Origin of the sequence: Occallatibacter sp., assembly GCF_035317045.1 — a bacterium.
Classification (GTDB): Bacteria; Acidobacteriota; Terriglobia; order Terriglobales; family Acidobacteriaceae; genus Telmatobacter.
In genome coordinates, this window is sequence record NZ_DATHHT010000028.1 from 43,469 (window position 1) to 69,453 (window position 25,985).

Genomic DNA, 25,985 nt, shown 5'->3' on the forward strand with positions numbered 1-25,985 from the left:
CATGGCCTGAAAGGACGAAAGGTCCAGCCTCAGCATCCCATCAAGGACTGCACATGTGCTCTCGGACGTGGATAGAGGGTGCGGGGAGAGGGGGCTCGTCTCCCCGCGACGAACTTGGAATCCCTTGCGGCGGTGGGTTGCAGAGATATGCTCCTCGTATGAGTTTCATCCCTATTGGATCACTGAGCCCAACGCAGGCTCATCCCAGCGACTATCCTCTGTACGGCGGAATCTCGGGGACGCGTTTGCCCTGTCCGACCTATGAACTTTCCGATGGTGTCTTTCTCCGGAGCACCTACGCGCATGTTTTTGCTCCCTACATGCTCTCCCTCAGCCGACGAACTTCGGAGACTCCGTTTGGGGAACCATGGAAGCCGGCGAGTGGAGGCCTTGGTTTCGATATCGAGTTCGAGATCGAAATCCCCAAGGGAGAACGGCCAACGAACTTTACGCGGATCAACACGATCTGGTGGATTGCGTCGCTTATCCGATTGCATCAGGCAATCGGCCTGCGTGTCCCGGTGGTTTCGAGCATGTCCTTTTCAACAATCGCCGGCGCAAAAGATGAGCCGATCCTTTGGCCAATCGAAATGAGCCCCCGGCAGTGGATCTTCGATCGAACATCGAATGCGACGATTCACGCATCGACTCTCGATTGGTTGAAGGTCCACTGGCAGTCAGCGGCCACACTGATGGATAGCCCGTCCTTCAACGTGGCGTTCCAGGCCTTTGACCAAGCCATGTGGTCGCACCCGATCGGGAGTGCCTTGATGATGATCTGGGCATCGGTCGAGGCGCTCATCCGACCCGGAGACCAAGACATCACGCGAACTCTCTGCGGTTGTATCGCAGCGTACTTGGAACCACCGGGCACGCAACGCGACCGCCTGTTCACGACCATACGAGACCTCTACAAGATGCGCGGTTTCACAGCTCACGCAGCCGAGCCACCGGATGAACAGACCATTCGACAGACCTTCGAGGTAGTTCGGCGTTGTTTCATCCGCGCTTTCGAGCAATGCGTCCCTCCCGATTCGCAGTCTCTAATGCACAACTGGAAACAGAAACTCTGATGTAGGTGACCAGGCATACGCAGCACGTGCTCGACCCGGGGCAGGCGAGCTAGCTGGGACAACGTCGCCTACACGGCCGATCTCGCGCAGAACTTGATCGGTGAAACACCAACCCAGCCCCTCTGCCGGATCATGACAATGCGCACTCCATTCTTTTCGAAAGCTTGTATCGTGGCGAAAAAGGACAACCAACCAGCCACGATCGGCCCGCTTACTCGTAACGAATTGCTTGCATGGGATCGATGGAGGTCGCGCGCATGGCTGGGATCGTGCAGGCGAGCGCGGCTGAGAACAGGAAAAGCGCGACGACGCCCACGAGGATGAATGGATTCGAGCCGCTGCTGTCAGCGATATGAATGAGCAGACTGTGCAGGGCGACGAAGAGGACGAGTCCGGCGGCGAGGCCACAGACCACGGTGAGCCCAATGCTGCGCGAGACGATCGAGAGCACGTGGGCGCGCTGCGCACCCAAGGCCATGCGGATGCCGAACTCGTTGGTGCGCTGTGCCACCGAGTAAGATACGACGCTGTAGAGACCGACCAGGGCGAGAGCCAAGGCAAGCGAAGAAAAGAGTCCGAAGAGGATGGAAAACAGGCGCTGCTGTTGGACCTCGGGCTCTTGCGCGATCCACTGCTCTAAATCGCGCACGTTGCGTTCGGTCTGCTGATCGGAGTTGATCGACTGGATGGCGAGCTGGATGGGGTGGAGCGCGGCCAATGGCGGCCCGTCGGTGCGAATGAGGAACTGGGTGAACTCCCACATGAAGCGCGCGTAGGGCACATAGACGGCGGGCAAGACGGGTTTGTCGAGTCCGTTGTCGAGAGAGTCGGCGACGACCCCGATCACCTGCAGCCAGCCGGTGGTGTCAGGAACTCCAACCAGCTCGCCTGGATTGACGGCCGGAATCTCCAGGTCGGGCAGGCGAATCCGGCTGCCAACAGCGTTGCCGTGGGGGAAGTACGCACGCGCCAGTGTCTGGTTGATGATGCAGACCGCTGCGCCGCGGGCATTCTCTGTTGCATCCCAGAGGCGGCCCTCCAGGAGCGGGATGCGAAGCGCCGCGAAGTACGCCGCATCGGTGAATTCGGCGCGCATAAATTGCTTTTGCGTAAAAGGAGCGCCAAGAATCTCAAAGGGGCGACTCTCGCCGCTATCGGGCGGCGTGGCGTCGGCGGAGATGGCGATCTGGGTCACGCCCGGTACGGTTGCGATCTTGCGCCGCAAGGTCTCGATATACTCGACGCGCTGTTCCCGCGTGAACAGGGAATGACGGTGAAAGGGCAGCGGCACCGACATCAGGTGGGCCGGGTCGTAGCCGAAGTCGCGATGCGTCATCTTCAAAAAGCCGCTGATCGCGACGCCGGCGGCACCCATCAGCACCACCGTGAGCGCGATCTGTGCTGCGATGAGGAGATTCAGCGAGCGGGCCTGACCTTTGCCTCCCGCGACCTTACGGCCGAGGGTTTGCATCATCTGCGCGATGTCCGGGCGCGCCATACCGAGCGAAGGCAGTAGGCCGAAGAGAAGTCCGCTGATCACGGCCAGGACGACGGAGAAAGCGAGGACGGGAAGGTTGATGCGGATGACCGACTCGTGCATGAAGACGTCGGGGAACAGGCCAAAAATGAGCTTTGCCATCCAGAAGGCGAGCAGGATGCCGAGGAGGGAGCCCGTGACGGCGAGGACCAGAGACTCCACCAACAGTTGGCGGACGATGCGGGGCCGGCTGGCGCCGAGAGCCGAGCGGACGGCGAATTCGCTTTGACGGCTCATGCCGCGGGCGAGCAACAGGATCGAGCAGTTTGTACAGCCGACGACCAGCAGCAGGAGCACGGCAACAACGAGCTCGACCAGCGTGTGCCCCACGGAGAGGAGGATGCGGTCTGCGATGTGCTCCAGGCGCATGCGAAAGCGGGTGGGAAACTGCTGGGGTGCGTCTTTGGCGAAGTGGTGAAGGAGCGCGCCGATCTCCGCATCTGCCGCGGCCAGGCTCACGCCGGGCTTGAGTTTCATGACCGGCAGCACGGAGAGTCGTTCGCGCGTGGGCAAGAGAGACATGGGAACGTACAGGTCTCGCTCCCAGGCATAGTCTCGCGGCATGACCCCGACTACGGTATACGGCTTGTGGTCGATCTCGAGCGTGCGGTTCAGGACAGCGCGGTCGCCGTTGTAATGGCGCATCCAGAAGTCGAAGCTCAAGACGATGGGCTGGCCTCCCGTTGATTCGGCGTCTGACCGTTGTATGTTGCGGCCGAGCATAGCCGGAACGCGTAGGAACGCGTCCACGTTTTCAGTGATGTAGGTCAGGGTGACGTCTTCGGGTAGGTCGCGGCCGGTGACCTCGGAATTGACGTTGGTCGAGCCAACCACATCTTCGATCGTGCTGGCCTCGAGCAGTTGCTGATACTGTGGCCAATTCAAGCTGAACCACCACTCGGGCGATCCGGGCTGGTCGTCGTTCAGGTAGCTAGGATAAGTGAGGCGTTGCCAGTCGGCATAGGGCACCGGGTGCAGCAGGACAGCATAGAGGAGCGAGAACATGGAGGTGGTCGCGCCAATGCCGAGCGCGAGCGACACAATGGCGACGGCGGAAAAGCCTGGATTCTTGAGCAGGCCCCGGAGGCCGTAGCGGATGTCTCCGGAGAGCTCATCGAAGAAGCGGAGGCCGACGGCGTCGCGGTACGTTTCGTTTTGGGCGGCGGGCCGGCCGAGGTCGATCCGCGCTTTGCAACGGGCCTCTTCTTCCGAGAGGCCCTGGCGGATTAGATCTTCCTGGTAAGCATCGAGGGTAGTACGAAACTCCTCTTCCACGTCACTCGGGGTGCGCGGTGCGATCGAGCGCCACAATTTCCGAATTCGGGCGTGGAGACTCATATCTCATCCGCCTTCTTGTTGAGAATGCCTGCGACGACAGCGGCCATGTCGATCCACTTGGCGGTCTCCGCCTTGAGCTGACGGGTGCCGGCGGCGGTGAGGGAGTAAAAGCGGGCCCGCCGATTGTTTTCCGACTCGCCCCACTCGCCTCGGATCCAGCCCTGGCGTTCAAGGCGATAGATCGCGGTGTAGAAGGAACCCTGCAGGATTTCGAGGCGCTCGCCGGAGATTTGCTGGATGCGCAGCAGGATGCCATACCCATGCAGCGGACCGAGCGAGACCGCCTTGAGGATGAGGACCTCGAGGGTGCCCTGCGGGAGTTCAACCGGTTTCGTCACACGCTCTCCTATCTGAGAAAGGAGAGTACACGCTCTCTCCTATTCCGTCAAGGAGACTACCACTCGGGGCGATTGCGTCTTCGCCGGGTTCAACTGAGTCGCTCTGGAGCTGGTTAGGGCTCCATGAGAGCAAATGAAACGGATCGGTCGTTGACCTCGCGCGCCGGCGCCGGCGTCACAGGGACCGCCGACACAGCGTTCGTTCATCACTCCGATGCGGACCATCTTGCATTGAGCGATGGAGCCACTGGGAGCCCTCAATCTGTCCCTTCGGGCTGCATGGCAAGATGCAGTTTCATCTCTTCGCGCATCCGTTGATTGCCGCGGCGCCCGGATCGCTCAATTCCGGAGCCGGGCAAACAATCTCTTCAGAATTCTCATGCTCGATCTCCTCACTCGGACCGCAATGCTTGCATGGGATCGAGAGCAGCGGCGCGGCGAGCAGGGATGTAAGCCGCGAGCGCGACTGAAACCGCAAGCACGAGAATCGGCAGCGCTCCAACTCCCCAGACTATGCCTGAAATCCCGTAGAGCATGCTCCCGAGTAACCGTGTTGCGGCGACCGAACCTACCGATCCCAATACGAGGCCAAACAGCAATAGGCGGAACGCTGCGGTGACGAACGAACTCAGAACCTGTTGACGCTGCGCTCCGAGTGCCATGCGGATACCAATCTCCTGAGTTCTGTGCGTCACGTTGTAGCTCATCAGGCCATAGATTCCGAGCGCGGATAATAGCAAAGCGGCGCAGGAGAAGAATGCAAACAGTTTGGCTTCGAGAATATAAGTCTCCATGCGGGTATTCACGAGGTGCCGCATCGATTGAACTTCGGAAACCGGCTGTCCGGGATCGACCGACCAGATAGCCCTTTCCACCGCGTCCGTATAGTTGTTGGGATCGCCGGCGACTCTGATTGCTAGGTCGCGGGGCTTGAAATATCCGGGGATGCCCATATTCTGCTCGTAGGAAAAGTACATTTCCGCACGACTCGGAGTTTCGACATTTGCCTGGCGAACATTGCCGACAATGCCGATTACCGTCATCCACGGCGTTCCTGGGTCGTCGAATCGAAACTGTCTTCCGATAGCCTCACCGTTCGGCCAGTACTGTTGCGCCATCTTTTGATTGATTACGACCAGCGGCGTTTTGTTTCCACCATCGGCTTCGGTAAAAGTACGTCCAAGGACAAGCGGTATTTCGAGAGCCTGGAAGTAGTTCGGCGTAACGACGCGCATGCCGACATCGTTCACCTTTCCGATCGGCAAAGCCGGCGCGCCCTGAACGAGAACTGTGGTTGATCCTCCGGGGTTTGTGAAGGGAAGGAAGGTGGTATAGCCAGCCGATTTGACTCCGGGGAGGCGCTCGGCCTGGTCGAGAACGCGTTGATAGAAGCTGACGCGAGCCGAAAACTCGCGGTAGGGGGTTTGGGCGGAGACGGGCAGTTCCGTTCTCATGGTGAGAACCGAATCAGGGTTAAATCCCAAATCGGTATGGACAATTTTCCAAAAGGTTCCGCTGAGCAGGCCAGTGCTGGTGAGAATGATTGTGGTCAACGCAATTTCTCCGGTCACGAGCACCGACCGGAGTTTTTGCCTGGCGTCCGTCGAACTCCGGCTACGCTGACTTAACGCTTCCTGAGGCCGCGCGGCAGCCGCACTCTGACCAAAGAGGCCAAATGCAAGGGCGGCGGTTACGCAGAGAAGAACGGAGAACAGCATCACTGTCCAATTCATCTCAGGATGCGCCCAAGCGGCGATCGTCTCTGGCACGAAATGCCGGATGACCGGCATAGATCCCCATGCGAATGCCACTCCAAGGATACTTCCGCCGATGGAGAGCACTAAACTTTCCGCCAGTCCCTGTCGCAACAAGCTCAGACGGCTCGCGCCGAGCGCAACGCGAACGGCTACTTCGCGCTGACGGTTCGCGGCTCGCGCAATCATGAGTCCGGCGACGTTGATGAAAGTAATGAGAAGAAGAATGACGACGCCGGAGGCGAGGACAAAAATCGCCAGACGGGACCCGCCAAGCAATTGGGCTCGCAGGGTGACGATCGAAGTGCTCAGCCCACGATTGGTCGCAGGATACTCATGCTCGAGTTGGAGCGAAATGTCGCTCATTTCCTGTGTTGCGGATGCAAGGGAGACTCCGGGCCGGAGCAATCCGTAAACCTGAAGAAAGTGACTATCGCGCTCAAGCTGCTCCGCGGTAGTAAATGCGAGAGGAACCCAAAGAGCGGAGCGATCGGGAAAAGTGAAGCCGAACGGCATCACGCCCAGGATGCGATAGGGCACGCCATTCAGGTGGATCGTTCTGCCCACGATGTGTGGGTCCGAGCCATAGCGTTGCTGCCAGATCCCGGCGCTGATGAGAACGACGGCATTTCCCGGCTTGTCTTCGTCCGCCGTGAAGCTGCGGCCAAGGAGCGGCTGGACGCCGAGGAGCGACAGCAGGTTTGCGGTGATCGGCGCTCCGTCAACCTCTTCAGGTCGGCCATTCCCGGTAATGGTGTAGATGTCTCCCTTGGCTGCTGCCATGTCGGAGAAAACATGGCTGCGGCGTTTCCAGTCAAAGTAGTTTGCCGGAGCGGGAGTATCTTTTATCAGACCCAGTGCCGGCCTCTCTTCAAATACCTGGACCAAACGATTTTCATTTCTGAATTGAAGAGGGCGAAGAAGCACAGCATCGACCAGGCTGTAAACAGCGATATTGGCTCCTATGCCAAGGGCGAGCGTAACCAGCACAGTGGCCGTAAAACCCGGCGATCTACGCAATTGACGCAGTGCGTAACGAAGATCCAGCCACAACTTCTCAAGAATTGGCGACACCTCTTCAGCGTGCAATTCCTCCCGAACTGCCGCGACGGTTCCGAATTTCAGGCGAGCCAGGCGGTGCGCTTCCTCCGGCGATAGTCCTGCGCGGATGCTCTCTTCGGTCTGCATCGCGATGTGCTGTTCGATTTCTTCGCGGAACCGATCAGCGCCGTGACGGCCGGTCGCGAAGTTCCGGAGCCGGGAAATCAATCTCTTCATAGCCCTCATGGCAAATCTCCTTACTCGGATCGCAATGCCTGCATAGGGTCGGTGCTTGCCGCTCTTTCGGCGGGGATCAGCGCAGCGACCAGTGCCGCCAATCCGAGAAGGAGGGTCGCACCTGCCAACAGCAATGGATTCCACGGCGCGACTCCGAAGAGTTGGCTCGACATGAGATATCCGGCTCCAATGGCTGCCGGAATCCCGATCCCCAATCCGATGCCCACCTGCCCGAATGCTCCGCGCAACACCATGGCAGTGACCGAACTGCGATCAGCTCCCAGCGCCATCCGCACGCCAATCTCGCTCCTGCGTTGCTCCACGCCATATGCGGTCACGCCGTAGAGACCAATCGCAGCCAGCACCAGGCCGACAGCGCCAAACAGCCAAGCCAGGCTGGCGATCATATTCTGCTGATCGAAGGTTTCCTGAATCACCCGTGAATATGGTTGAACGTCATACATCACCAGGTTCGGATTGACTTCGGCCAGCGCGTTCTTTACCTCGCTGAACATGTTCGCCGGATGCTCCGGCGCCCAGATCACGATGTTCCAGAGGTTCTGCGACACAAGCTCGTCACTCTGGAGATCCCGCTGATCGAAGGGTACGGTCTGCGCCTCGGGGATGTAGTACATGGCCCGGGCCGGATCTCGGAAGCCCCAAGTCACGTAATGGATGCTTTGGACGACACCGACAATCTCATAGGTTCCCGTATTCCTCATGGACCCGGGACCGAAGTGCTGGCCGATGGGATTCTGGTTCCCAAAAAACTTCTTGGCAAAGGCTTCGTTGACGACAGCCACGTGCCGCGTATTCTCGTTGTCGCCTTCGTCGATGGTGCGGCCCTCCACCATTGAGGTGCCGATGGTCTCGAAGAACCCGGGCGTTATGCGGGTCCAGTCGGCGGATACATCGTCCTTGGGGTTGGGCTCTGGTTTGCCCTGAATCCGAATGTCGTGGCCGTTTTGGTTGCCGCTCATCGGCGCATACGTCGCAGCACTGACGCTGTGCACTCCGGGAATGGCATTGAACCGGTCTTGAATCTGACGATAAAGCGGGACCAGTTGCTCCTGCTTATAGTTCGCCAGCATAGGCGAACCTAGGGAAACCAGGTAGCGGCCATTCGGATCGAACCCGAAGTTCTGGTGCTCCAGATTGCGCAGGCTATCGCCCAGCATCGCCGCCGCACTGAGCAGCACCAGCGATACTGCAGCCTGCGCAATCACCAGCGCCTTCTGCGCCCAGTGACTGCCGCCTGCAACCTCACGGTTAGCGCCACGCAGCGCCTCCACCGGCTCGGCCTGCGAGCTCATCCATGCAGGCATCATTCCGAAGATCGCGCCCGTGAGCACCGAGACCCCAAGCGCGAAAAGCAGAACCAGTGTTGAGGGCGTAGCCTGCACGGGAATCCAGCTGGTTCGCTCCATCATGTGGAAGGCGAGATACAGGATCAACCGCGCCCCCGCCCAGGCCACAGCCACACCGGCCGCGCCACCGATCAGAGAGAGCGTCGCGCTTTCGAGAAGCGCATTCCGCACCAGGCGCCCGCGCGATGCTCCCAGGGCCACGCGGACTGCCGTCTGCTGTCGGTTCTTCAGCCCCCGAGCCAGCAGCAGGTTGGCGATGTTGGCGCAGGCCACCAGCAGCACACAACAGGCCGTGACCATGAGCAGCAGCAGACCCTCGCTGTAATCTCTGCGCAAAAACGAGAAACCGGAGCCGCCAGGCGACAAGCGGAGCGTCTGCCTCTGCCACACAGCTTTTTCTTGCGGACTCATATCCGCCAGGTGGCTGGCCAGCCAGCCCTGCAATTCACCCTGAAGCTGCGCCTGGAGCGCTTTCGGATTCGCTCCGGGGCGCACACGTCCGATCAAATCCAGCCAATCGACCCGCGTGTTCTTAATCCGCGCCGTTGTTCCCAACATCAAGGGCTCGGCTGTCAGCGGCATCCAGATATCCGGCAAGCCCCAACTCGTCACCTTCGCCCCAATGAAACCTGCCGGGGCCACTCCGATGATCGTGAACGCCTGGCGGTTGATCCGGTATGTGGATCCAACGACCGAAGGATCGGAGCCATACTTCTCTTGCCACGCATGGAAGCTCATCACCGCGACCGGGGGCGCGCCCTCCAGGTCGTCGGCGTCGACGAACAGCCTTCCGCGCCAGGCGGAAACGCCCAGAGTCTGAAAAAAGTTTCCGGAGACATACTGGCCATTCGCTGTATCCGGCAGTCCCGATGAGCTGGAGCGCTGCACTACCAGCGGCATGTTACCCGCTTGGAGCGCTGCCAGATCCTGGAATCCCGGCGTGTTTGCGCGGAATAGCCTGAAGGCTTCCCACGAGAAGAGACTCCAGTTGCCCGCCTCTCCGTCGCTGTCCTGGCTATATCCTCCCCAGTCGCAGCAGTGGGGCTGACCTCCGATGCGCCACAACTGATCCGGCCTGGCGACAGGCAGCGACTGCAACATCACCTGCTCGACGAGCGTGAAGATCGCCGTGGTTGCGCCGATGCCGAGGGCCAGAGTCAGCACCGCCGGTATGGTAAAACCTGGAGATTTGCGCAATTGGCGCATTGCGTAGCGTGAATCGCGGAGCAGGTTTTCCAGAAGCGCCAAACTCTCCTCTCCGTGAAACTCCTCCCGAACTGCTTCTGCTCCACCGAGCTTCAGCCGCGCTTGGCGGCGAGCTTCACCCGGAGACATTCCGGCCCGAATATTCTCGTCCGTCTGCATGGAAAGATGCTCTTCCAGTTCCTCGCGGAGCCGCTCATCGCCGCGACGGCCGGTCATGAAATTTCGGAGACGGGCAAACCAGCGATGCACGGATCTCATACCAGATCCTCCGCCTTCACTTCAAAGAAGCGGCCAATGATGGCCGCAGTTTGTTCCCAATCGCGCTTTTCGATTTCGAGCAGCTTATGTCCTGCTCGCGTCAAACGATAGAAGCGAGCCCTGCGATTGTTGTCCGAAGTAGCCCAGTCGGAAGAAATTGCCCCTTCCTGTTCCAGCCTCAGAAGAACGGGATAAAGGGTACCCTGGTTCAGTGCAAGCAGGTCGCCGCTTATCTGCTCAATGCGCCGGGCGACCGCATAGCCGTGTAACGGCCCCAGTACATCGAGGGTTTTCAGTACCATGAGGGCGAGAGTCCCCTGCGGAACATCCTTCTTGGGTTTCATGCGATTCAGGACACTCCCATCTCTATTGGGTTACCCACACGAAGCATGCCACAACTTCATTGGGAAAGCAACAGGAGCCTGGAACCACTCGCAAACTATCGGCGATCCGGGCGGTCTGCGGGACGCGCCCCACTCGCAATCGGGTGCAGATTCGCTGGGCGAAACGCGGGGCACGAGTCGCCTCGCACCCTCAAGACGCAGCGAGATTGTTTCTGCGGCCATGTGGTCGATTCAAGCGCCGATGTTAGTCTGGAGCCGCCAAACAACGCGTCGGATCGGGTGACATCGGCATCCGGATGGCCAACGCCCTGGGCTCGCACGTGACACGGTGCGGGTGGATTCTTAAAGAGCCATGAAGCCCATTATCGCCTTCGTCGCACTCGCCTACGCACTCGGGGGCGCTCTGAGTCTTGTCATCGGGCTTACCGGCGGACAGCAGAGCGCGCTAATTGGCCTGGCATATTTGTCCATGTTCTTGCCCGCTGTTTCGGTGCTCATCGTGAACGTGGCGATGAATGAACCTTTGCGCATAGGCTGGGGTCGCTTTCCCCTAAAGTATCTTTCGGTCGCCCTCTTTCTCATTCCTGGCGTGCTGCATGCAGTAATGCTGCCCTTGATGGCGACCATCGGTGGCGGAGTGCAGTGGCAGAGCTGGTTGACACCGCAGCCAGACGGCTTGTACTCCTCACCGGCATCTCGCGGGTGGGGAATCATGACGATCTACGGACTGGTCGGGCACATCGCACTCAACGCTGTGGTGGGATTGATCATTGTTTCCGTCCTGGCGTTTTTTGAGGAGATCGGTTGGCGGGCATGGCTACTTCCGCGGCTCATCGATCGACTCGGTGCTCGGCGTGCGGTGGTAGTTAGTGCGATCATTTGGGCGTTTTGGCATGTGCCGTTCCAACTTTCGGGGATCCAACACATCAATGGGGTGTCCCCGATCAGGCTTGCTCTGGTCCTTCCGTCCGGAATCCTAGCTGCAGGCCTCATCCTCGGCTGGATATGGCTGCGTACGGAAAGCATCTGGCTCGTATCCATTGCTCATGGCGCAATGAACAACTGGGGACAATACGCGTTCAAATACACGAAGGAGTCCGTCAAACCGGACTCAGACATTGTCGTACTCGCTGCGGCAAATTCAATCCTGCTGATCGTCGGAGGTTTGCTGCTGTGGCAGGGATTGCGTCGCCGTACGATTGTTGACGGGACGCGCGGATCAACATAGAACAGGAAACAAGTGAAAGAATTAAGTCCCCGGTCCCGGATGTTGTGTGCCTGTGAATAGCTCTCGATGAAAGCGACGATTCTATTGTCCCGAAGTCGGTCCGGGAATTGTGACCTCGACTGTTCTTACGATTTGAGAAACTTCCGTTGGCCGGACTTCAACACAATCGGAAGCATCAACATCGAGCGAGCGTGCTCACTCGCCCGTGGGAAAGGATGAAGGGAAATGAATGCATGCTGGGTGGCAATCGGTATTTTTGCAGTCGGGCTTTCGGCGGCGGGTGCCGGAGATGTCAACCTGACTCCAAAAGTAGTTGAGGAATCGGGATTCACTGTGATTGGAATCGCAGCTCGCACTACGAACGCCAAGGAGATGGCCGGGAAAGGGATCATCGGACAACAATGGACTCGTTTTATGTCTGAGGGGCTGCTGAACAAGATTCCCAACAGGCTTGATTCGAGCATTGTAGCGGTCTACACCGATTATGAGAGCGATGCGAATGGTGCGTACACCTTTATGATTGGAGCGCGGGTGTCCCCTGACACCGTGATTCCTGCTGGGATGGTGGCCAGGAAAGTTCCCGCCGGGCGATATGCTGTGTTTGCTTCCGAGAGAGGATTCGTTGGAAAAGTGGTGCCCGAGACTTGGAGCCGTATCTGGGCACAACCCAAATCTGAACCCGGAGGGAACAGGGCGTACCTGGCCGATTTTGAAGTCTATGACCAGCTTGCGGCCGATCGGCAGAATGCTCAGGTGGAGGTGTACGTGGGGATTCGATAGGCGTTTCCTGGAGGTTGTCGATGTCGAAGTTCCGTTCGCGTTCAGTTTATGCTCGTAGAGCGTGCGTCGAGCTGAATCATCGAACGCGAGCCGTGATTGGCCACCATCTCAGCTCTTCGGTCGAACTCAAACGCACAGGCTTCCTGGAGATCGATTCCACCGTTGCCTTCGACGCGGAGAAGAGCACCGCAGTCGTGCATCGCAGACAAGATTGCCGGACACCTGGTGAGTGTGTCTAGACTAAAAATCCCAGCCGTCGGTCACGGCCTAGGCGTATCGTGCGACACCATCACAACGATTTTCCAGGCGTGGTCTGTCTTGCGCGGCAGATAGCTGATGCCTGCGCGCTCCAATTCCGTTCCATCCGACCCGTAACGGATGGCAATCCCGTTTACAAGCGCGGACTGTGCGCACAGTATCCGGACCTCCAGCGAGCCCAGTTCACTCCGACCCAATCCGCGCGTCCGAAGCCCGGAAACGCACTAAGGCCTGTCATCGTCAATCCAGATCGACCCACATCCAGAGATTTCGGCGGACACTAGCCGACCTCATCGGTAGTAATCCGAAACAGTATTTGCGATGACTGGTAAGCGTTTCTCGAGCTACCGCAGTTCTCGCAGGCTCTCTACTGAAGGCACAAAGTAGTACGCGCCTGTCAGCGGCTGCGTGTAGCGCGTCAGCGCATCACGCGTGCCGTCCACCAAGCCCGCCATGCTTTCGAGCATCTTCGTAAGCCGCTGCTGTTCCGAACTGAAGCCAACAAACACAGTGCCATGGTTGTCGACATTTCCGTAAGGCATATTGCGGCGAAAGATGTTCCCGAACTTGTCCTGGTCCGTTCGCGCCACGTGTGAGTCCGCAGGCTTGTTCTCCAACTCAATGCTTTCGGTCTTTGTCCGCCCCATCACAAGTTCCTGCTTCGCCACCGGCAACGTCTCCCACTCCGCAGTCCTGTGTTTCCACTTCTGTAGGAGCAGCACAGAACCCGCAGCACCGGGAACTCCGTCAGGCAGGAGAGCGTCTGCGGGTGCGTCCAGCAACGTTGGATTCTCCGACCCATCCACAAAGCCCGTCAGGTCGCGGTCATGCCGGTATGCCCAGCTTGACGTCTCTTCCTTCAGCGTGGCCTTTCCGGCGAGGTCCCGAATCATCGTCCTCGCCATATCGAACACCACGTCATATGCGCTGCCCGACATCCACACCAACGCATCATACTGCGTCGCTGGCATCACAAACCCTTCAACGCCCTCAATGTCCTTGTTGAATCCTTCGATACCGGTTGGCGCTTGCTCTGGGACTATCTTCTGCCATAGTTCGGGCCGAAATCCGATCACAAAGTTGACCCCGCCCGTGGTCGTCCGTGGCTCACGGATCGCAGCAGCAGCGGCCGCTAAGTCTCTGCACTGCTTCTCGTCCACCAAGTCGAACTCGAGGTAGACATGAGAGGAGGTTCCGAGAGCGAAGATGCCAGCCTGCGCCGTATGCATGCTGGCAGTATACAGAGCACGCTTTGACGGACTGAACAGGACGGGCAGCGGAATAGACAGAGCTTCATCAAGTAATCCAGCCGGAGGTGATTCGCTCCTTCAGGATGGTTGACTGGTCCTGATAAACGCGCTTGTCCTCGGGAGGAATTTCTGACTTCACGCCAATTCGCCGGAGCAGCCTTTGAGGGTGATCGGGCCTGGAAACATACTTAGGGCTGTTCTCCTCAGTTGCGAATACCAAATGGCTTGGCCCTTAAAAGTCCTGAACTGGAACATCAGTAGGAGGCACTATACTCACCGTTGAACTCGGCACAAGAAGGCAGATACGTGTCCATGAAGACCTCCAAACGAATAGCTTCGCAAGCCGGCGAGCAGCAACTCGCAGGCTTTATCAAGAAATTCGACTCGAAAAACGCAGCGTTGATTCATTCCGTGCGTAAAGTACTGCGCAAGCGTCTAACACAGCCAATGACCTCGTTTACGACAATTACAACTTCTTCGTGATTGGGTACTGCTCGACCGAGCGACCGTCCGATTGCATCCTCTCCATTGCTGCAGGCGCGAACGGAGTGGGGCTTTCGTTCTATCACGGAGCCACACTACCCGATCCATATAAATTGCTCCTCGGCAGTGGCATCCAGAACCGTTTTATCAGGATCGAATCGGCGGCGACGCTGGCGCGTCAAGATGTTGAGGAACTTATCGCAGCCGCCATCAAACAGGCTGGAGTGCCTCTAAGTGGGAGCGGCAAAGGCAAACTGGTCATTCGATCGATCTCGAAAAAACAAAGGCCACGCCGTAAAGCCTTCGGCTAACAGGCTAACACAATTCCGGGCGAGTCGTAGGCAATCCGGAAGTGATCCGCCCAAGCTCAGTGAATGACAAATCGCCGCGGAGCGTTTCCACGGACAACTCTCAAAGCGCGGTTTGGCCTGATCTCGTAAACCGGAATGAATCGGCGATCTTGAACTGAGTTCTTCGCATCTCCAACGGGCGCGCTGTGCCGCAGCTACTCCGTGATCACACGATCCGCCCACTCCACCAGTGAGAGAAAGATTGTCGGATTGCCAAACTTCGCTCCCCACGGATCCAGGTCGGTTTGTACAACCGACCGGGCTCGGCAGCAGGCACCGCACGCGTAGATGGGAACGCGTCGTCCAACAACCTTCGTGAGGGTCTCCTCAAGACGGCGGCATCGTACCGTCGAATCGCTCAATCAAAACCGGGTCACAGATATGCTGGCGTTCGTATCTCAGCAGTTCGCCCTCATCATCGTCCGATGCCACGGTCGCGATACATCGCAGACAAATGGAGTCCGTAGTTCTGTCCAGATTCGAACGATGAGCGAATTTCGGAGAATCTGCCATTCGATGTTGCCCCAAGTAGAAAGCGGAAGAATCCCTCCAATGTCATTAGCTTGTCACTATGCAGCCACAATATTGGAAGCTTTGGGTCTGTTTGCGAAACACACTCTGCACATTACAGGTCTGCCTTGCGTCGGCTTGAATGGGACGGTTGTTTGCCCCCCGCACTCCGAACAAGTAACGTGGGTTTCGACTCGACGCCGACCTGTCGTGGCCTGCCTCTTAGCCTTGCATTGCTTACAGTGTTTCGGCTCGTTGACAAACCCCTTCTCCCGAAAGAACTCTTGTTCTCCCGAAGAAAACACAAACATCACACCACAACCTGCACACAGGACATCTCGGTCAGCAAAAGGCATAGTCCCCTCCACACTCAGCAGATTCAGAGAAGGGTCAACGGGGTGGGGACAGCAGTCCCTCTGTGAAAACTGGATGCGTGTCCGGCATCTTATACCTTTTTAATCTGGATAGTATGCCAGTTACCGAACGTAAGTGTGAATTGCACCAATGAAAGGGCATTGGCACATCTAATCGGCACCTCTTCGGCTGTTCCAGCATCTCAACCGGTTTGGCTTGAAACCACTTCACGCGTTAAAGAGAGGTAGCCAAATTGATTAAATCGAATAGGGAGACCGTTACATTACTAGCGAAACTAATGGGTTGTGAAGTCTCGTCCACGGTCAGCGTCATCAAGGTATCCCTACCGGAGTTCAGAATCACGGGATTCGTCTGCTGCGAAGTTTCTTATGATTTACCAAATGAAGAATACTTCGTCATCCTCGGACGTCGCACCATGCTTGTGCGAAAGAAAAACGGTGACTGGGTCCAAGGTGGATTATGCGCATGGGCGGTCTTCACGTTGGAGAAAGCGATGGAAAAGCACTGCGATGAAGGAAGGGGTCTGATGGGGCAATACAAAAAGAAACTAAACGATTGGGGCTCAGCCGAGGTGAACAAGCGTGCAGCAGAGTTAATCGTTGGAGGAGTCGGGCACGCGGCATCGTCAGAGATTATGAAACGCCTTAAGGACGCGGAATATTCTCTCCACAAAGCGCGACAGATTTATGTACTGCATGTGGCGAACTGTCTTGCGTGCAGCCGGAAGCTGTTGGTGCCCATTTAGAGTGAATACCTCCTACTTCATTTGGTAATCCGTACTGCCAGATTGGTTATCACGCGCCTCTGACTTATCTGGTAATTACAATGGGTCTCCGTCCGGTCTCGGAAACAGTCGATGCACTTCGAGGAATGTTACGAGAATCGGAAGAGAACCTCGCCACTAGAAATGCCCAGTCCGTTGCGACCGAATTGGAAGACATCCTTCGGCAACGCATAGACGACCTAGAAGTCGGCGAATTCTCAACCCGGCCACGGCAGAGGGAACAGAACAGCCCTCTCCGGTAGCGAGTCCCGATTTCCTAGTGGACGAAAAAATGCAAATCGAGCCAATTGAAGCGTGGCGCTTGTTCACTGGATGTGGCAACCTCTCAGGGAATCTCCCCGCATCTAAATGTGGGTGTATCGCTGCTGCTCGAAGCTGTCGACTACGGTTCGGACAGCAGGACACAGACCCGGCTGCATCCTCGCAGCCGGGTCGCCAAGGCGCTATCCGCTACTCTAAGCCAACCCCCGGAGAGCATGACGGACAGCGCACTGACGGCCCTGTTCAATACCTAGAAAACTCTCCGAAATCAATAATGAAAGTTTGGTCTTGAAATAGTCCGCGCCTACCAGTTGGCGGGCTTGCTGGCTAGGGCAAATCCCGGCCTTGACCTCGGGGCATCCCGGATGTCTAAGCCCTGCATCGAACCGATTTTGATGCCTTCTCGCCTTTCTTCCGAACTCTTACGGTCTCTTCGTGTCACGTTGCAGAAGATTGACGAGGACTTTCCATCGCAAACGGACGAACTCGTTGTTGCTGCGCTAAAGCGTCTCCTGCTTTTGCGCGTAGCGGAACTTGAATCAGCCGGAACGGACGAGTCAAATTCAACCGATGAGCCTGAAGGCGTTGAGTCCGGTTCCGTCGTTTGGCTGCGTCTTCGCTCGGGTTGACGCCTCTTTAGGCGAACTTTACCCCCAGCATGGTCCCGGAGAAGCAACTGCTGAGCCGCATCATTGTACTTTCGAGCGTTCAAATCCTGGGAGTATCGATGACGCGAGACGACCGCCGCCCAAATTGAACAAGAAGTCCACCAGCGCGTCGAAGTTCCACTGAGTGAACCTAGACGAATCGGAGAACGACGCTCTCAGCGACCGGTACGTCACGATGGAGCAAGCTGGTCGCCTTGTGACTCTGTCACACCAGAGGAGAAGCGTCAGGCTTTTCGGAGAAGTTTGTCATCCGCGAACGCATCGAACGGGTGGAAATTATCAGCGACGTAGTACACAACGACTGTCCCAATGAGCGCATCCATCTCAGGAGCAGCAATCCGCCGATTTACCTGCTGCATTTGGACATACGTGGGCAGGTTCCTGTATGAAAATGGCGGCATGACCAACGACGAACACAGCCAGGCGCTTGAACGGCTGCACGGAAAAAGATGGGCGGGGTTTCTAGAGATGCTCGCCCGGACTGATTCCCTTTGGACGACTGAGGAGTTGGAACAGTTGAGATCCAGCACGGAATGGGTACCGGGTCTACTCGTTTGCCCCGGCCTCAGTTTCGCGAATATGCGGCTCGCGAAATCATCCTCTGGCCGGTCGATGTAGACATGCTGCGTATCTGACTGAAGCATGGCACGTTTGCCCGAATTCCAAATAACGGTCCAACCTCGGTCAATCGAGCCTTTGATGCCCACTCCACGGTCGGAGTTGGCGATCATTTTCAAGCTCGGTCAGTTCTAATGCGCTTCTTCCATCGTAAGAGATCAACGATGACATCGGTGACCATCGCACCGGGCAGAACTTTCATGAACGCCTGGCTCGCGAATGGGGCCTCGGGTTTAGGAATCTCAATTCGCTCCGCTCCACGCTCAAGGATCAGGAGTTCTCCCGAATTCGAGATGACCTTCCATGCCTCAGCCACAAATCACCCGTTGATAGATATTTTTTACATTGTATGGAGCCAAGCCTGTAGCTCGTTCGTGCGCGTGAAGGCACGAAGGTAATCGCCGCGCTCCTGCTTTCGTGCATCTCATGAGGCCAGGAAGGAATCATGGCCACTCCAAACAAGCCCCTCGCTCCCGATCCAGAGACCGACATCGACAGCCCCGAGATTCACGACATTCCGCTGAGGGATCTTGGGACCGGGGAAGAAGAAGCATTGGACCCCGAAGAAAGAAGAAGAGCTCGACGAAAACATCGAGCGTGGGGACATCTAGGACAACCGCTACTGCTCCCGCAGGATGACAGGTGCTTCGCAGAAGACGACGAATTTGCCGTCTTCCCGTTCCTCTACTGTGAAATCGTGGATCGCGTATCTTTCATTACTTGATTGCTTAATTATTTATGGATTCGAGGGAACAGAAAGGCTCTCGTCTTAGCCGCTGCCCGCCTCGAATGAGAGTCTTTATCTATTCCACGCCCACCAAAGGGAAGGATGCAGCTCAACAGAGATCACTTCGGCCGCTCCTTTTGTAGAGGAGTTCGTTAACCTGTGGTTGAGCCAACATGCCGCTCGACAATCCTTCCTAAAACCACAAATCTGGAACAGCAAATCGTTCTGGCATTCTCCCTGACAACCACTACTCACTCCGAAGAGCCACGATAGGGTCAATCTTCAGAGAGCGCCGTGACGGGATGTAACACGCCAAGAAGCCCACAAGACACATCGTCAACACGATACCAAAGAAAACACTCGTATCAGCAGCATTTACCTCAAACAAAAGAGAAGAGAGGAGCCGGGCAATGCCAAAGGAAAACGGAACACCAATGCCCAAGCCAACTAAAAGCAGGAGGACGCCACGCCTGAGAAGCAGATACAGCACGTCGCTCCGCTGCGCGCCGAGCGCCACGCGGATGCCGATTTCATGCACGCTCTCAATGACCGAATAGGACATAGTGGCATAGACCCCTGCAGTTGCCAAAACCAAAGCGATCACACCCAGAACACTCATCATCGCCGCGACGTATGAAAGTTCAATTACTTGGTTCGAGATGACTTTTCCGAGAGTCTGTACTTCGTAAACGGGCTGTTCAGCATCGAGGTTGGCCAACCGACGCCGCACAACCGGAGCAAGTTGCAAGACATCACGCAATGTGCCAATTGCCAGGTACGTAGATTGCATCGGGAACTGCTGGTAAGAGACATACATTGCAGGAGGCTCCTGCTTCGACCACGGATCGTATTTAATGTCGCCCACCACGCCTACTATCGTGAGCCAAGGATGTGCCGAAGCATCGTCCCCTTGCCGGATATGTTTCCCGACAGGATTCTCACCGGAAAAATATCTCTGTGCGAAGCGATTGCTTATCAGAGCGACAGCGGGCGTTTCGGAGCCGTCCGAGTCGGTAATGTAACGGCCCTGAAGCAAGGGCACCTTCATCGTTCGAAAGTTATCTGGACTCACCGATTCCAGGATGGCCGAACGGAAATCACCCGGCTGGAGCGGGCGCCCCTCGATACCGAATGTAGTAGTTACTCCGCCGTCTCCGAAAGGAACATTTGTTGCGAAGGCAACGGAATGGACCCCAGGAATGGATTGCAGGTCGTGCAGCACACGCTCATAGAATTCCGCTTGCTGCCGGGGAGCCGCCTACCTCGAACCAGACAGGTTGATGCGCATGGTCAAAATATTCTCCGCATCGGGAGGACCATCGCTTCCAATCAATGTCACGACTCCTTTAATCATCAGGCCCGCTCCAACCAGCAGAACGACAGACAAAGCGATCTCACTGACAACGAAGAGGCTTCGCAGAATATGCCAGGAGCGTCCAGCCGTGTTGCTGCGGCCACCTTCCTTTAACTGGTTCGTAATACCCATGCCAGCAGTCTGAAACGCGGGAGCCAACCCGGAAAGGATGCCGCGCCAATGGCGATCAAAAGTGTAAACAGCAGGCCCTCGGGTTCGAGGCGAACATGTTGCCACGCAGAGATGTAACGGCTGATCTCAGCGGGCATCTAGTGCCGAAGAAACTGAATTCCAATGACAGCGAAAAGCAGCCCAAGGATACTCGCTGCCATTGCCAGCAACACACTCTCCGTTAGTAACTGCCGGATAATGCTCCAGCGTCCCGCTCCCATCGCGCTGCGAATCGCAATTTCCCTTCTCCGGCCAGGCGCGCGGGCAAATTGCAGGTTGGCAACATTGGCACAGGCGATGAGCAACACAAAAGAGACAGCTCCGGAGCAAGAGGACGGCAAACCGATCCGTAAGATCAGTAGCTACGAAATGCCGTGTCATTCTATGATTTGTCAAATGGTGAGGTTCTCTGGAACAAATCGCGCGATGCGACTTCAACCTGCAACAAGCCCCTGACTCCTCCGGTGGACAGACGCAGGCACGCGGACCCCCAAAAAATTGACGTTCCGGACACGCGGGGTAACAGAAATTCCCCAGCGTAGATTGGCTCCCGAGAGTGCCTACGTTAAGGGTCGATCAGGTTCATCCGTTATGGCTCCACGGAACGCGGACCGCCTAGTTCTATGTGGATTTCGGGGCCATCCGCCACAAAACAACCAACGACACAAAAGTCGGAGAGCATCCGCAGCCAGGGCGTTCTCTCTCTCCCTTGCTTGTGCGGCCTCGGACCGATCAGAGCTTCGAGATTATCGCGGTAGCTTGCGCTGCGCAGATGGTCGAAACGCAAACGGTTCCAGTCCGCATCGTCAACCTCAGCGACGCCGAAGCATTAGAGGCGCAGCTAATTGAATTATCTATAGTCGTCAAGAAGTTTTTCTCTGGTGTAGCGCGGTTGCACGTTGTTTACATGTAAACAACGTGCAACGGTGATTCTGGCCCGTGGAAGAATCACCAACTCGACCCGAAGCGGCAAGCTGGGCCGGCTTGTGAGGTCAATAATTAAAAGCCGAATATGCTGAGGAATGGTTTGTACAAAGTAGATGGATATGCGGGCTAAAGCAATTTCATTGTAGACACCGATTTTTGTGCGAAGTAAGGCCTTGTCACTCTGCTCTCAATGCTCGCATCGGGTCCATAGACATCGCTCGTCGCACAGGGAGGAATCCTGCTACTCCGCACACCAGAAGTAAGAGAATGGCGCTTCCGGTGAACATCCATACTGCACTTCCACTCACGTTCGCCGTCCGAATCAGCAATCGCATTCCAGCCCATGCTAACGGTATTCCTGCTGCGATTCCAAACCCTGCCAGAGCAGCCAAACGGAGCAACACAAGCCTTGCAAGCTTTCCCTTATCTGCTCCCAGCGCGATTCTGATTCCCATCTCGCGTGTCCTCTGCGTCACAGAGAATGCCAGCACTCCATACAAACCAACAGCGCTCAGGAATAGGGCCAATCCAGCCATCGTCACCGCTAGTGTTGCCATCAATCTCTGCTCAAACAGCGATGAATCAACCTGATCCTGCATGGTTTGAAGTCCCTCGATGGGCAAGCTGTGATCCACGTTCATCACTCCTGACCGAATACGTGCGGTAAGGTCTTTCGGCTTGCCACTTGTGCGCACATAAAAGGTTGCAGGATACGAGTGTCTCATCTCCCAGATTTGATCATAGGGTATATAGAGAAACGGCGCCCCTGGGTTGCCTTGCAGGTTTACAGAACGAAGCACCGGCACAACACCTACAATCTGAGTATCAGGTTTAGAACTGCCTCCAAAGCCAACAAGTCGCCCAAGCGCCGCACCCACCTGCCCTCCGTAATAGCGCTTTACGAACTCTTCATCGACCATTGCCACCTTTTCCGACCCGGTGCGATCCTGTGGGGTGAAGTTGCGTCCGGCCAACAATGGAATTTGCATTGTTCCCAGAAAATCCGGCGTGATCCAGTTGAAATCCGGCACAATTTCTTCGTTCGGCTGCGCCGAATAGCCGCTAATGACAATATTGCTACCGCTCTGGTCGCCGGACAGCAAGGCCATAGATGAGTAACTCACGCCGCTCACTTCGGGTAGCCGGCGCAGCCTATCGACGATTGCCTCATATTCGTTTCGCACCTGCCCTACATGCTTGCCAAGAACAGACGCATCCACTGAAAACATGACCAGGTGCGTGGTCGAATAGCCCGGATCAATCGAGCGGAGTTGATAGAGGGTCCAGGCAAATAAGCCGGCACACGTCAACAACACCACGCTCAATGCGATCTCTCCAGCTATCAACACGTTGCGAAAGCCTGATCTCGCTGTCGTTGCGTTCCCTTCGGAATGCAAAGATTCGATCAGGTCTATCTTCATACTACTCAGAGCAGGCGCGACGCTAAACAAAACGCTCGTCACGACGCCCGAGACGCCAGCGAATGCCAGTACCTGCCAATCCATTTGGAATGTCAAGGCGTCTCGCAACGTGCTCGATGTAGGGATCATTCCCAGAATTACGCGCAAGCTGATGGCGGCGAGGATCAAGCCTGCGACGTATCCAATAAGACCGAGCATCATCCCTTCCACGAACACCTGCCGAAACAATTGCCCGCGGCTCGCGCCCAGTGCGCCTTGTAAAGCCAGCTCGCGCCGTCTTCGCACTGCCTTCACAGAAAGCAAAATCGCTAAGTTTCCACACGCGATTACCAAAACTACAAAAACCATCCAAAGCAGTACTCTGACAGGCTCGCCGAGCAGACTCTCCAGGAATGGGAGGCCTCGGGCACCACTACTCAGCGAAAGATGCGTTTGCATCCATCGCTCTTCAAAATCACCGCCCCGATGTTTTTTGGCCAGGACTGCTCTCCGCCAATCCAGCCAAATACCGTTTAGCTCAGCTTCGGCCTGTTGCTGCGTCACATCGGCCTTTCGTCGTCCGATCAGCGTGATCCATCGCCACAGTTCGTCCGGCAGTCGGTCGCTGCCGGGAATCATCTGGTTTTGAGTTGCTATCGGGACAAAAAGTGCCGGGATATATTGGTTGGTAAGGCCGCGATAGTTCACTACGCCTACGATCGTGAAGAGCTTGCCGTTCAGACGCACGATTCGATTTAGAATTGCCGGATCGCCTCCGAAGTGACTTTTCCAATAGGTTTTACTGACTACTGCGACGGGATTGCCTTTGTGATAGATATCATCTGCCGGCGTAATGGCCCTGCCAAGGATAGGACGAACTCCTAGGACATTGAAGTAGTTACCGGCTACGAATTCGGCGATAATGTTCTCTGCCGTATCTCCAGTCGTCAATGTAACTGAGTCAAATGCGGTTGCCGAGAGCCCTTGCAGCGTATGAGTTCCGTCACGCAAGGAGAGATATGCCGGGTAGGAAAAATAGAGCGAGTTATCGCCCCAAGAGCTCAACGATCCTTCTTCGGCCGCCGATTTCTCGCTCACTACGACCAATTGATTGGGGTTTTGAACCGGCAACGATTGCAGTAGCACTTGATTAAAGACACTGAAGACGGCGGTGTTCGCACCGATGCCAAGTGCCAACATCAGAATCGCTATGGCAGCAAAGAATGGATACTTCTTGAGTTGCCGAAACGCATAACACACATCTTGCCGGAGGCGGCCCACTCGCAGCCACCCCCACTGTTCGCGCGTTACATCCCTAACCAACATTACATTTCCAAACTCACGAAGTGCAGCCTGCCTTGCAGCATGTGGCGATTCGCCGCGGTCGACACGATCTTGTACGGCCATCCGGAGATGAGCTTCAATTTCATCCGATAGCTCCGACTTGCGAAACGTTAAAAGTCTGCTTAAGAACTTCATGCCTCATCTCCTTCCGGCTCTCGATGCATGATCGACCCAATCGCTTCTACCGTCCGCTGCCAGCGGCTAAGATCGGAAGCCAACTGCTTCTTCCCAGCAGCGGTGATCTGGTAGAACTTTGCGCGCTGTTTGCTTTCGGTATGTTTCCACGCCGAGCGCACCCAACCTTGTCGTTCCAGCCGATGAAGCGCGGGGTATAACGAGCCCGTTTCGACCTGAAGAGCCTCTCCAGAATGCAGGCGGAGAGCCTGCACTAAGCCGTAACCATGTTGAGGACCCCACCGCAAGGTCTGAAGGAGAAGCATGTCAAGCGTCCCCTGAAGCAACTCAATCCGATTTTGGTACCGACTCGCTCGTCCCATAGATGTAGGAATCCTACCTCCCATGGGAGTAGGTTGTCTACTGCCATATCGAATCCCCCGGATTATGATGCGCTGGGATACCCCTACCGGGTTTCTGTATAGATGCCTTAGTTCGCTGTTCGCTACGTTCAGAGTCGATGGTCTTCGATCGTGAACTTGAGACCAGGCGGATGACAAAGCCCCTGACACCCACTTCACGATGTTTAACGTAGCGACTGTGTTGAAAGCTTGCCGTAGGCGATTTCAACTTGTTCAGTGAGATCTCGATTCTTTTCTTCAAGAGCTTTTATGCGCTGACGCAGTGTGGCGATGACACGTTCCTGAGACAAGAGTCTGCGACCGCAAACGTTGTTTTCAGCATGGGCTGTTGATGGGTGTCGCAGCTTCATGATTCGATCACGAATTGTTTTGGCGCCGTATAACCACGCTGTGGAGACATTGGCCTGAGCAGCAACGCTGCGGAAGTTGATCTCAGCTTCCGTTGTTTGCATACGACGGATGGCGGTCTGGGCTCTTTCCATCGCCCCGTCGCTGCGCAGCTGGGTACTGCGTTTCAGCCCCTCTATATTTCTAGGCACGGACTCCCTCCAGAGAAGTAATTATGTTGACGAGGTTTGTTCGTTTTCGCTCGTTCATCTCACTTTGTCGCACCCATCCGTTCGCATCCGCTTTCGCGATGACTCGCTCCGTCTCGTGGAGCTCGGCTCGATGCACTTCGAGGAAGGTGGCGTCCGTTCGGAAGTGAGCGCAATTGATGCAGGCGTTCGGGTGAGGACACGGACCAGCCACGATTGGGATCGCGCAGTAGCCGTTCGTCAGAGCTTGAGCCAGGACGCTGCGAGTGAACCACTGCAGATCGGCCGTGTCGTTGGCCCCATCCTCTGCAACCACTTTGCCGAGACATCGATCAGCGTGCCCTTCAGATACTCCGACAGTTTGTCCTTCATGGTGGCGTCGTGGATATGGGCGTAGCGGCTCGTCATCTCCGGACCCTTGTGGCCGAGATAACGCAGGATGATGTGGTGTGGAACTCCGAGATTGACCATACGGGTTCCAACGGTGTGACGGAACTGATGCGCCTGGAAGCGGAACAGCTTGCCGTCCGCTCCGCGTATGTCGTGATCGTAGGCAAGGCGATTGATCCTGTGAGCGAAGCTGGCCTGCTTGAGAACCCCTCCTTTCGAGTTTGGGATGAGGAGCGCCGACTCTCGAAGCCTGCCGCAACAAGCTGATGTAGCCACTGTCGCGAGCGGTGATGCTTGGCTGTTGGTTTCCGTTCATCCTGTTGGTTGTGCCCGGTTTGTATATTCCCAGAGCCATCAGATATTTGCGATACATTGCCTGCCAGTCCGGGAAGCTGAGGCACATCAGAGACGCTGGCAAGTCATTCAGACTGTTCAGCCACCGGATCATCAGATGAACCTTAGTCAGCTCCTGTGTACCCCGCCACTCGCCACCGGAGAACTTTTTCCAGCACACATACTTCAGCTCACCGTAGCGCCGCCTT

Annotated in this window: 21 protein-coding genes and 1 pseudogene; 7 read left to right on the plus strand and 15 right to left on the minus strand. The window is 56.5% G+C overall.

The window, feature by feature from the left end:
• Positions 1–158: 158 nt before the first annotated feature.
• Positions 159–1,073 carry a hypothetical protein gene (locus tag VK574_RS13835; protein ID WP_472800434.1) on the plus strand — a complete coding sequence of 305 codons (915 nt, stop codon included), beginning with the start codon at positions 159–161 and terminating at the stop codon, positions 1,071–1,073.
• Positions 1,074–1,284: 211 nt separating this feature from the next.
• Here the strand turns inward: VK574_RS13835 and VK574_RS13840 are convergent, their stop codons facing one another.
• From VK574_RS13840 to VK574_RS13860, 5 genes are all read right to left on the minus strand, one after another.
• Positions 1,285–3,948, minus strand: a complete 2,664-nt coding sequence (locus VK574_RS13840; protein ID WP_472800435.1) for an ADOP family duplicated permease — start codon at positions 3,946–3,948, stop codon at positions 1,285–1,287.
• Positions 3,945–4,286 carry a PadR family transcriptional regulator gene (locus VK574_RS13845; protein WP_472800436.1) on the minus strand — a complete coding sequence of 114 codons (342 nt, stop codon included), beginning with the start codon at positions 4,284–4,286 and terminating at the stop codon, positions 3,945–3,947. The genes VK574_RS13840 and VK574_RS13845 overlap by 4 nt, the downstream gene beginning before the upstream one ends.
• Positions 4,287–4,678: 392 nt before the next feature.
• Positions 4,679–7,318, minus strand: a complete 2,640-nt coding sequence (locus VK574_RS13850) for an ADOP family duplicated permease (protein ID WP_472800437.1) — start codon at positions 7,316–7,318, stop codon at positions 4,679–4,681.
• A 20-nt stretch (positions 7,319–7,338) separates the two neighbouring features.
• The gene (locus VK574_RS13855; RefSeq protein ID WP_472800438.1) at positions 7,339–10,149 is read right to left on the minus strand and encodes an ADOP family duplicated permease; all 2,811 of its coding nucleotides are present in this window, start codon (positions 10,147–10,149) and stop codon (positions 7,339–7,341) included.
• Positions 10,146–10,493: a PadR family transcriptional regulator gene (locus tag VK574_RS13860; RefSeq protein ID WP_472800439.1), complete on the minus strand. Its 348-nt coding sequence runs from the start codon at positions 10,491–10,493 to the stop codon at positions 10,146–10,148. Before VK574_RS13860 ends, VK574_RS13855 begins: the two co-directional genes overlap by 4 nt.
• A gap of 352 nt (positions 10,494–10,845) precedes the next feature.
• Between VK574_RS13860 and VK574_RS13865 the strand changes: the two genes are divergently transcribed.
• Together VK574_RS13865 and VK574_RS13870 are read left to right on the plus strand one after the other, a co-directional pair.
• Positions 10,846–11,721 (plus strand): lysostaphin resistance A-like protein, encoded by an 876-nt coding sequence (locus VK574_RS13865; protein WP_472800440.1) that lies wholly within the window; start codon positions 10,846–10,848, stop codon positions 11,719–11,721.
• A 225-nt stretch (positions 11,722–11,946) separates the two neighbouring features.
• Positions 11,947–12,501, plus strand: a complete 555-nt coding sequence (locus VK574_RS13870; protein ID WP_472800441.1) for a GyrI-like domain-containing protein — start codon at positions 11,947–11,949, stop codon at positions 12,499–12,501.
• A gap of 260 nt (positions 12,502–12,761) precedes the next feature.
• Here the strand turns inward: VK574_RS13870 and VK574_RS13875 are convergent.
• Positions 12,762–12,962, minus strand: a pseudogene (locus VK574_RS13875) (DUF6841 family protein); the annotation flags it as partial.
• A 141-nt stretch (positions 12,963–13,103) separates the two neighbouring features.
• Complete coding sequence (locus VK574_RS13880) at positions 13,104–13,988, minus strand: Dyp-type peroxidase (RefSeq protein ID WP_472800442.1); 885 nt, start codon at positions 13,986–13,988, stop codon at positions 13,104–13,106.
• A gap of 569 nt (positions 13,989–14,557) precedes the next feature.
• On the opposite strand from VK574_RS13880, the gene VK574_RS13885 reads away from it, so the two are divergent.
• Complete coding sequence (locus VK574_RS13885) at positions 14,558–14,803, plus strand: hypothetical protein (RefSeq protein WP_472800443.1); 246 nt, start codon at positions 14,558–14,560, stop codon at positions 14,801–14,803.
• Positions 14,804–14,997: 194 nt separating this feature from the next.
• Here the strand turns inward: VK574_RS13885 and VK574_RS13890 are convergent, their stop codons facing one another.
• A complete protein-coding gene (locus VK574_RS13890) occupies positions 14,998–15,204 on the minus strand; it encodes a DsrE family protein (RefSeq protein ID WP_472800444.1) in 207 nt (68 codons plus the stop codon).
• A 207-nt stretch (positions 15,205–15,411) separates the two neighbouring features.
• Entirely contained in the window at positions 15,412–15,708 is a 297-nt protein-coding gene (locus tag VK574_RS13895; RefSeq protein WP_472800445.1) for a zinc-ribbon domain containing protein, read from the minus strand.
• Positions 15,709–15,959: 251 nt separating this feature from the next.
• Between VK574_RS13895 and VK574_RS13900 the strand changes: the two genes are divergently transcribed.
• The gene (locus tag VK574_RS13900; RefSeq protein WP_472800446.1) at positions 15,960–16,472 is read left to right on the plus strand and encodes a hypothetical protein; all 513 of its coding nucleotides are present in this window, start codon (positions 15,960–15,962) and stop codon (positions 16,470–16,472) included.
• Positions 16,473–16,825: 353 nt separating this feature from the next.
• A complete protein-coding gene (locus tag VK574_RS13905; protein WP_472800447.1) occupies positions 16,826–17,026 on the plus strand; it encodes a hypothetical protein in 201 nt (66 codons plus the stop codon).
• A gap of 2,006 nt (positions 17,027–19,032) precedes the next feature.
• Here the strand turns inward: VK574_RS13905 and VK574_RS13910 are convergent.
• Positions 19,033–20,007 (minus strand): FtsX-like permease family protein, encoded by a 975-nt coding sequence (locus VK574_RS13910; RefSeq protein WP_472800448.1) that lies wholly within the window; start codon positions 20,005–20,007, stop codon positions 19,033–19,035.
• A 401-nt stretch (positions 20,008–20,408) separates the two neighbouring features.
• Entirely contained in the window at positions 20,409–20,618 is a 210-nt protein-coding gene (locus VK574_RS13915) for an FtsX-like permease family protein (RefSeq protein WP_472800449.1), read from the minus strand.
• Positions 20,619–21,025: 407 nt separating this feature from the next.
• Between VK574_RS13915 and VK574_RS13920 the strand changes: the two genes are divergently transcribed.
• Positions 21,026–21,223, plus strand: coding sequence for a hypothetical protein (locus VK574_RS13920; protein WP_472800530.1), 198 nt, complete (start codon positions 21,026–21,028; stop codon positions 21,221–21,223).
• Between the two features lie 190 nt (positions 21,224–21,413).
• Here VK574_RS13920 and VK574_RS13925 read toward each other — a convergent pair whose 3' ends face one another.
• The 4 genes from VK574_RS13925 to VK574_RS13940 form a co-directional block, all read right to left on the minus strand.
• Positions 21,414–24,116, minus strand: a complete 2,703-nt coding sequence (locus VK574_RS13925) for an ADOP family duplicated permease (RefSeq protein ID WP_472800450.1) — start codon at positions 24,114–24,116, stop codon at positions 21,414–21,416.
• Positions 24,113–24,502 carry a PadR family transcriptional regulator gene (locus VK574_RS13930; RefSeq protein WP_472800451.1) on the minus strand — a complete coding sequence of 130 codons (390 nt, stop codon included), beginning with the start codon at positions 24,500–24,502 and terminating at the stop codon, positions 24,113–24,115. The genes VK574_RS13925 and VK574_RS13930 overlap by 4 nt, the downstream gene beginning before the upstream one ends.
• 179 nt (positions 24,503–24,681) lie before the next feature.
• A complete protein-coding gene (locus VK574_RS13935; protein ID WP_472800452.1) occupies positions 24,682–25,056 on the minus strand; it encodes a DUF6262 family protein in 375 nt (124 codons plus the stop codon).
• A 237-nt stretch (positions 25,057–25,293) separates the two neighbouring features.
• A complete protein-coding gene (locus VK574_RS13940; RefSeq protein ID WP_472800453.1) occupies positions 25,294–25,719 on the minus strand; it encodes a tyrosine-type recombinase/integrase in 426 nt (141 codons plus the stop codon).
• Positions 25,720–25,985 lie beyond the last annotated feature (266 nt).

Excerpts from the sequence above, each read along its gene's own strand:
- VK574_RS13835 (WP_472800434.1), top strand. The coding sequence starts at position 159 with ATGAGTTTCATCCCTATTGGATCACTGAGCCCAACGCAGGCTCATCCC.
- VK574_RS13840 (WP_472800435.1), bottom strand. The coding sequence starts at position 3,948 with ATGAGTCTCCACGCCCGAATTCGGAAATTGTGGCGCTCGATCGCACCG.
- VK574_RS13850 (WP_472800437.1), bottom strand. The coding sequence starts at position 7,318 with ATGAAGAGATTGATTTCCCGGCTCCGGAACTTCGCGACCGGCCGTCAC.
- VK574_RS13855 (WP_472800438.1), bottom strand. The coding sequence starts at position 10,149 with ATGAGATCCGTGCATCGCTGGTTTGCCCGTCTCCGAAATTTCATGACC.
- VK574_RS13860 (WP_472800439.1), bottom strand. The coding sequence starts at position 10,493 with ATGAAACCCAAGAAGGATGTTCCGCAGGGGACTCTCGCCCTCATGGTA.
- VK574_RS13865 (WP_472800440.1), top strand. The coding sequence starts at position 10,846 with ATGAAGCCCATTATCGCCTTCGTCGCACTCGCCTACGCACTCGGGGGC.
- VK574_RS13870 (WP_472800441.1), top strand. The coding sequence starts at position 11,947 with ATGAATGCATGCTGGGTGGCAATCGGTATTTTTGCAGTCGGGCTTTCG.
- VK574_RS13880 (WP_472800442.1), bottom strand. The coding sequence starts at position 13,988 with ATGCATACGGCGCAGGCTGGCATCTTCGCTCTCGGAACCTCCTCTCAT.
- VK574_RS13895 (WP_472800445.1), bottom strand. The coding sequence starts at position 15,708 with ATGCCTTTTGCTGACCGAGATGTCCTGTGTGCAGGTTGTGGTGTGATG.
- VK574_RS13925 (WP_472800450.1), bottom strand. The coding sequence starts at position 24,116 with ATGAAGTTCTTAAGCAGACTTTTAACGTTTCGCAAGTCGGAGCTATCG.
- VK574_RS13930 (WP_472800451.1), bottom strand. The coding sequence starts at position 24,502 with ATGGGAGGTAGGATTCCTACATCTATGGGACGAGCGAGTCGGTACCAA.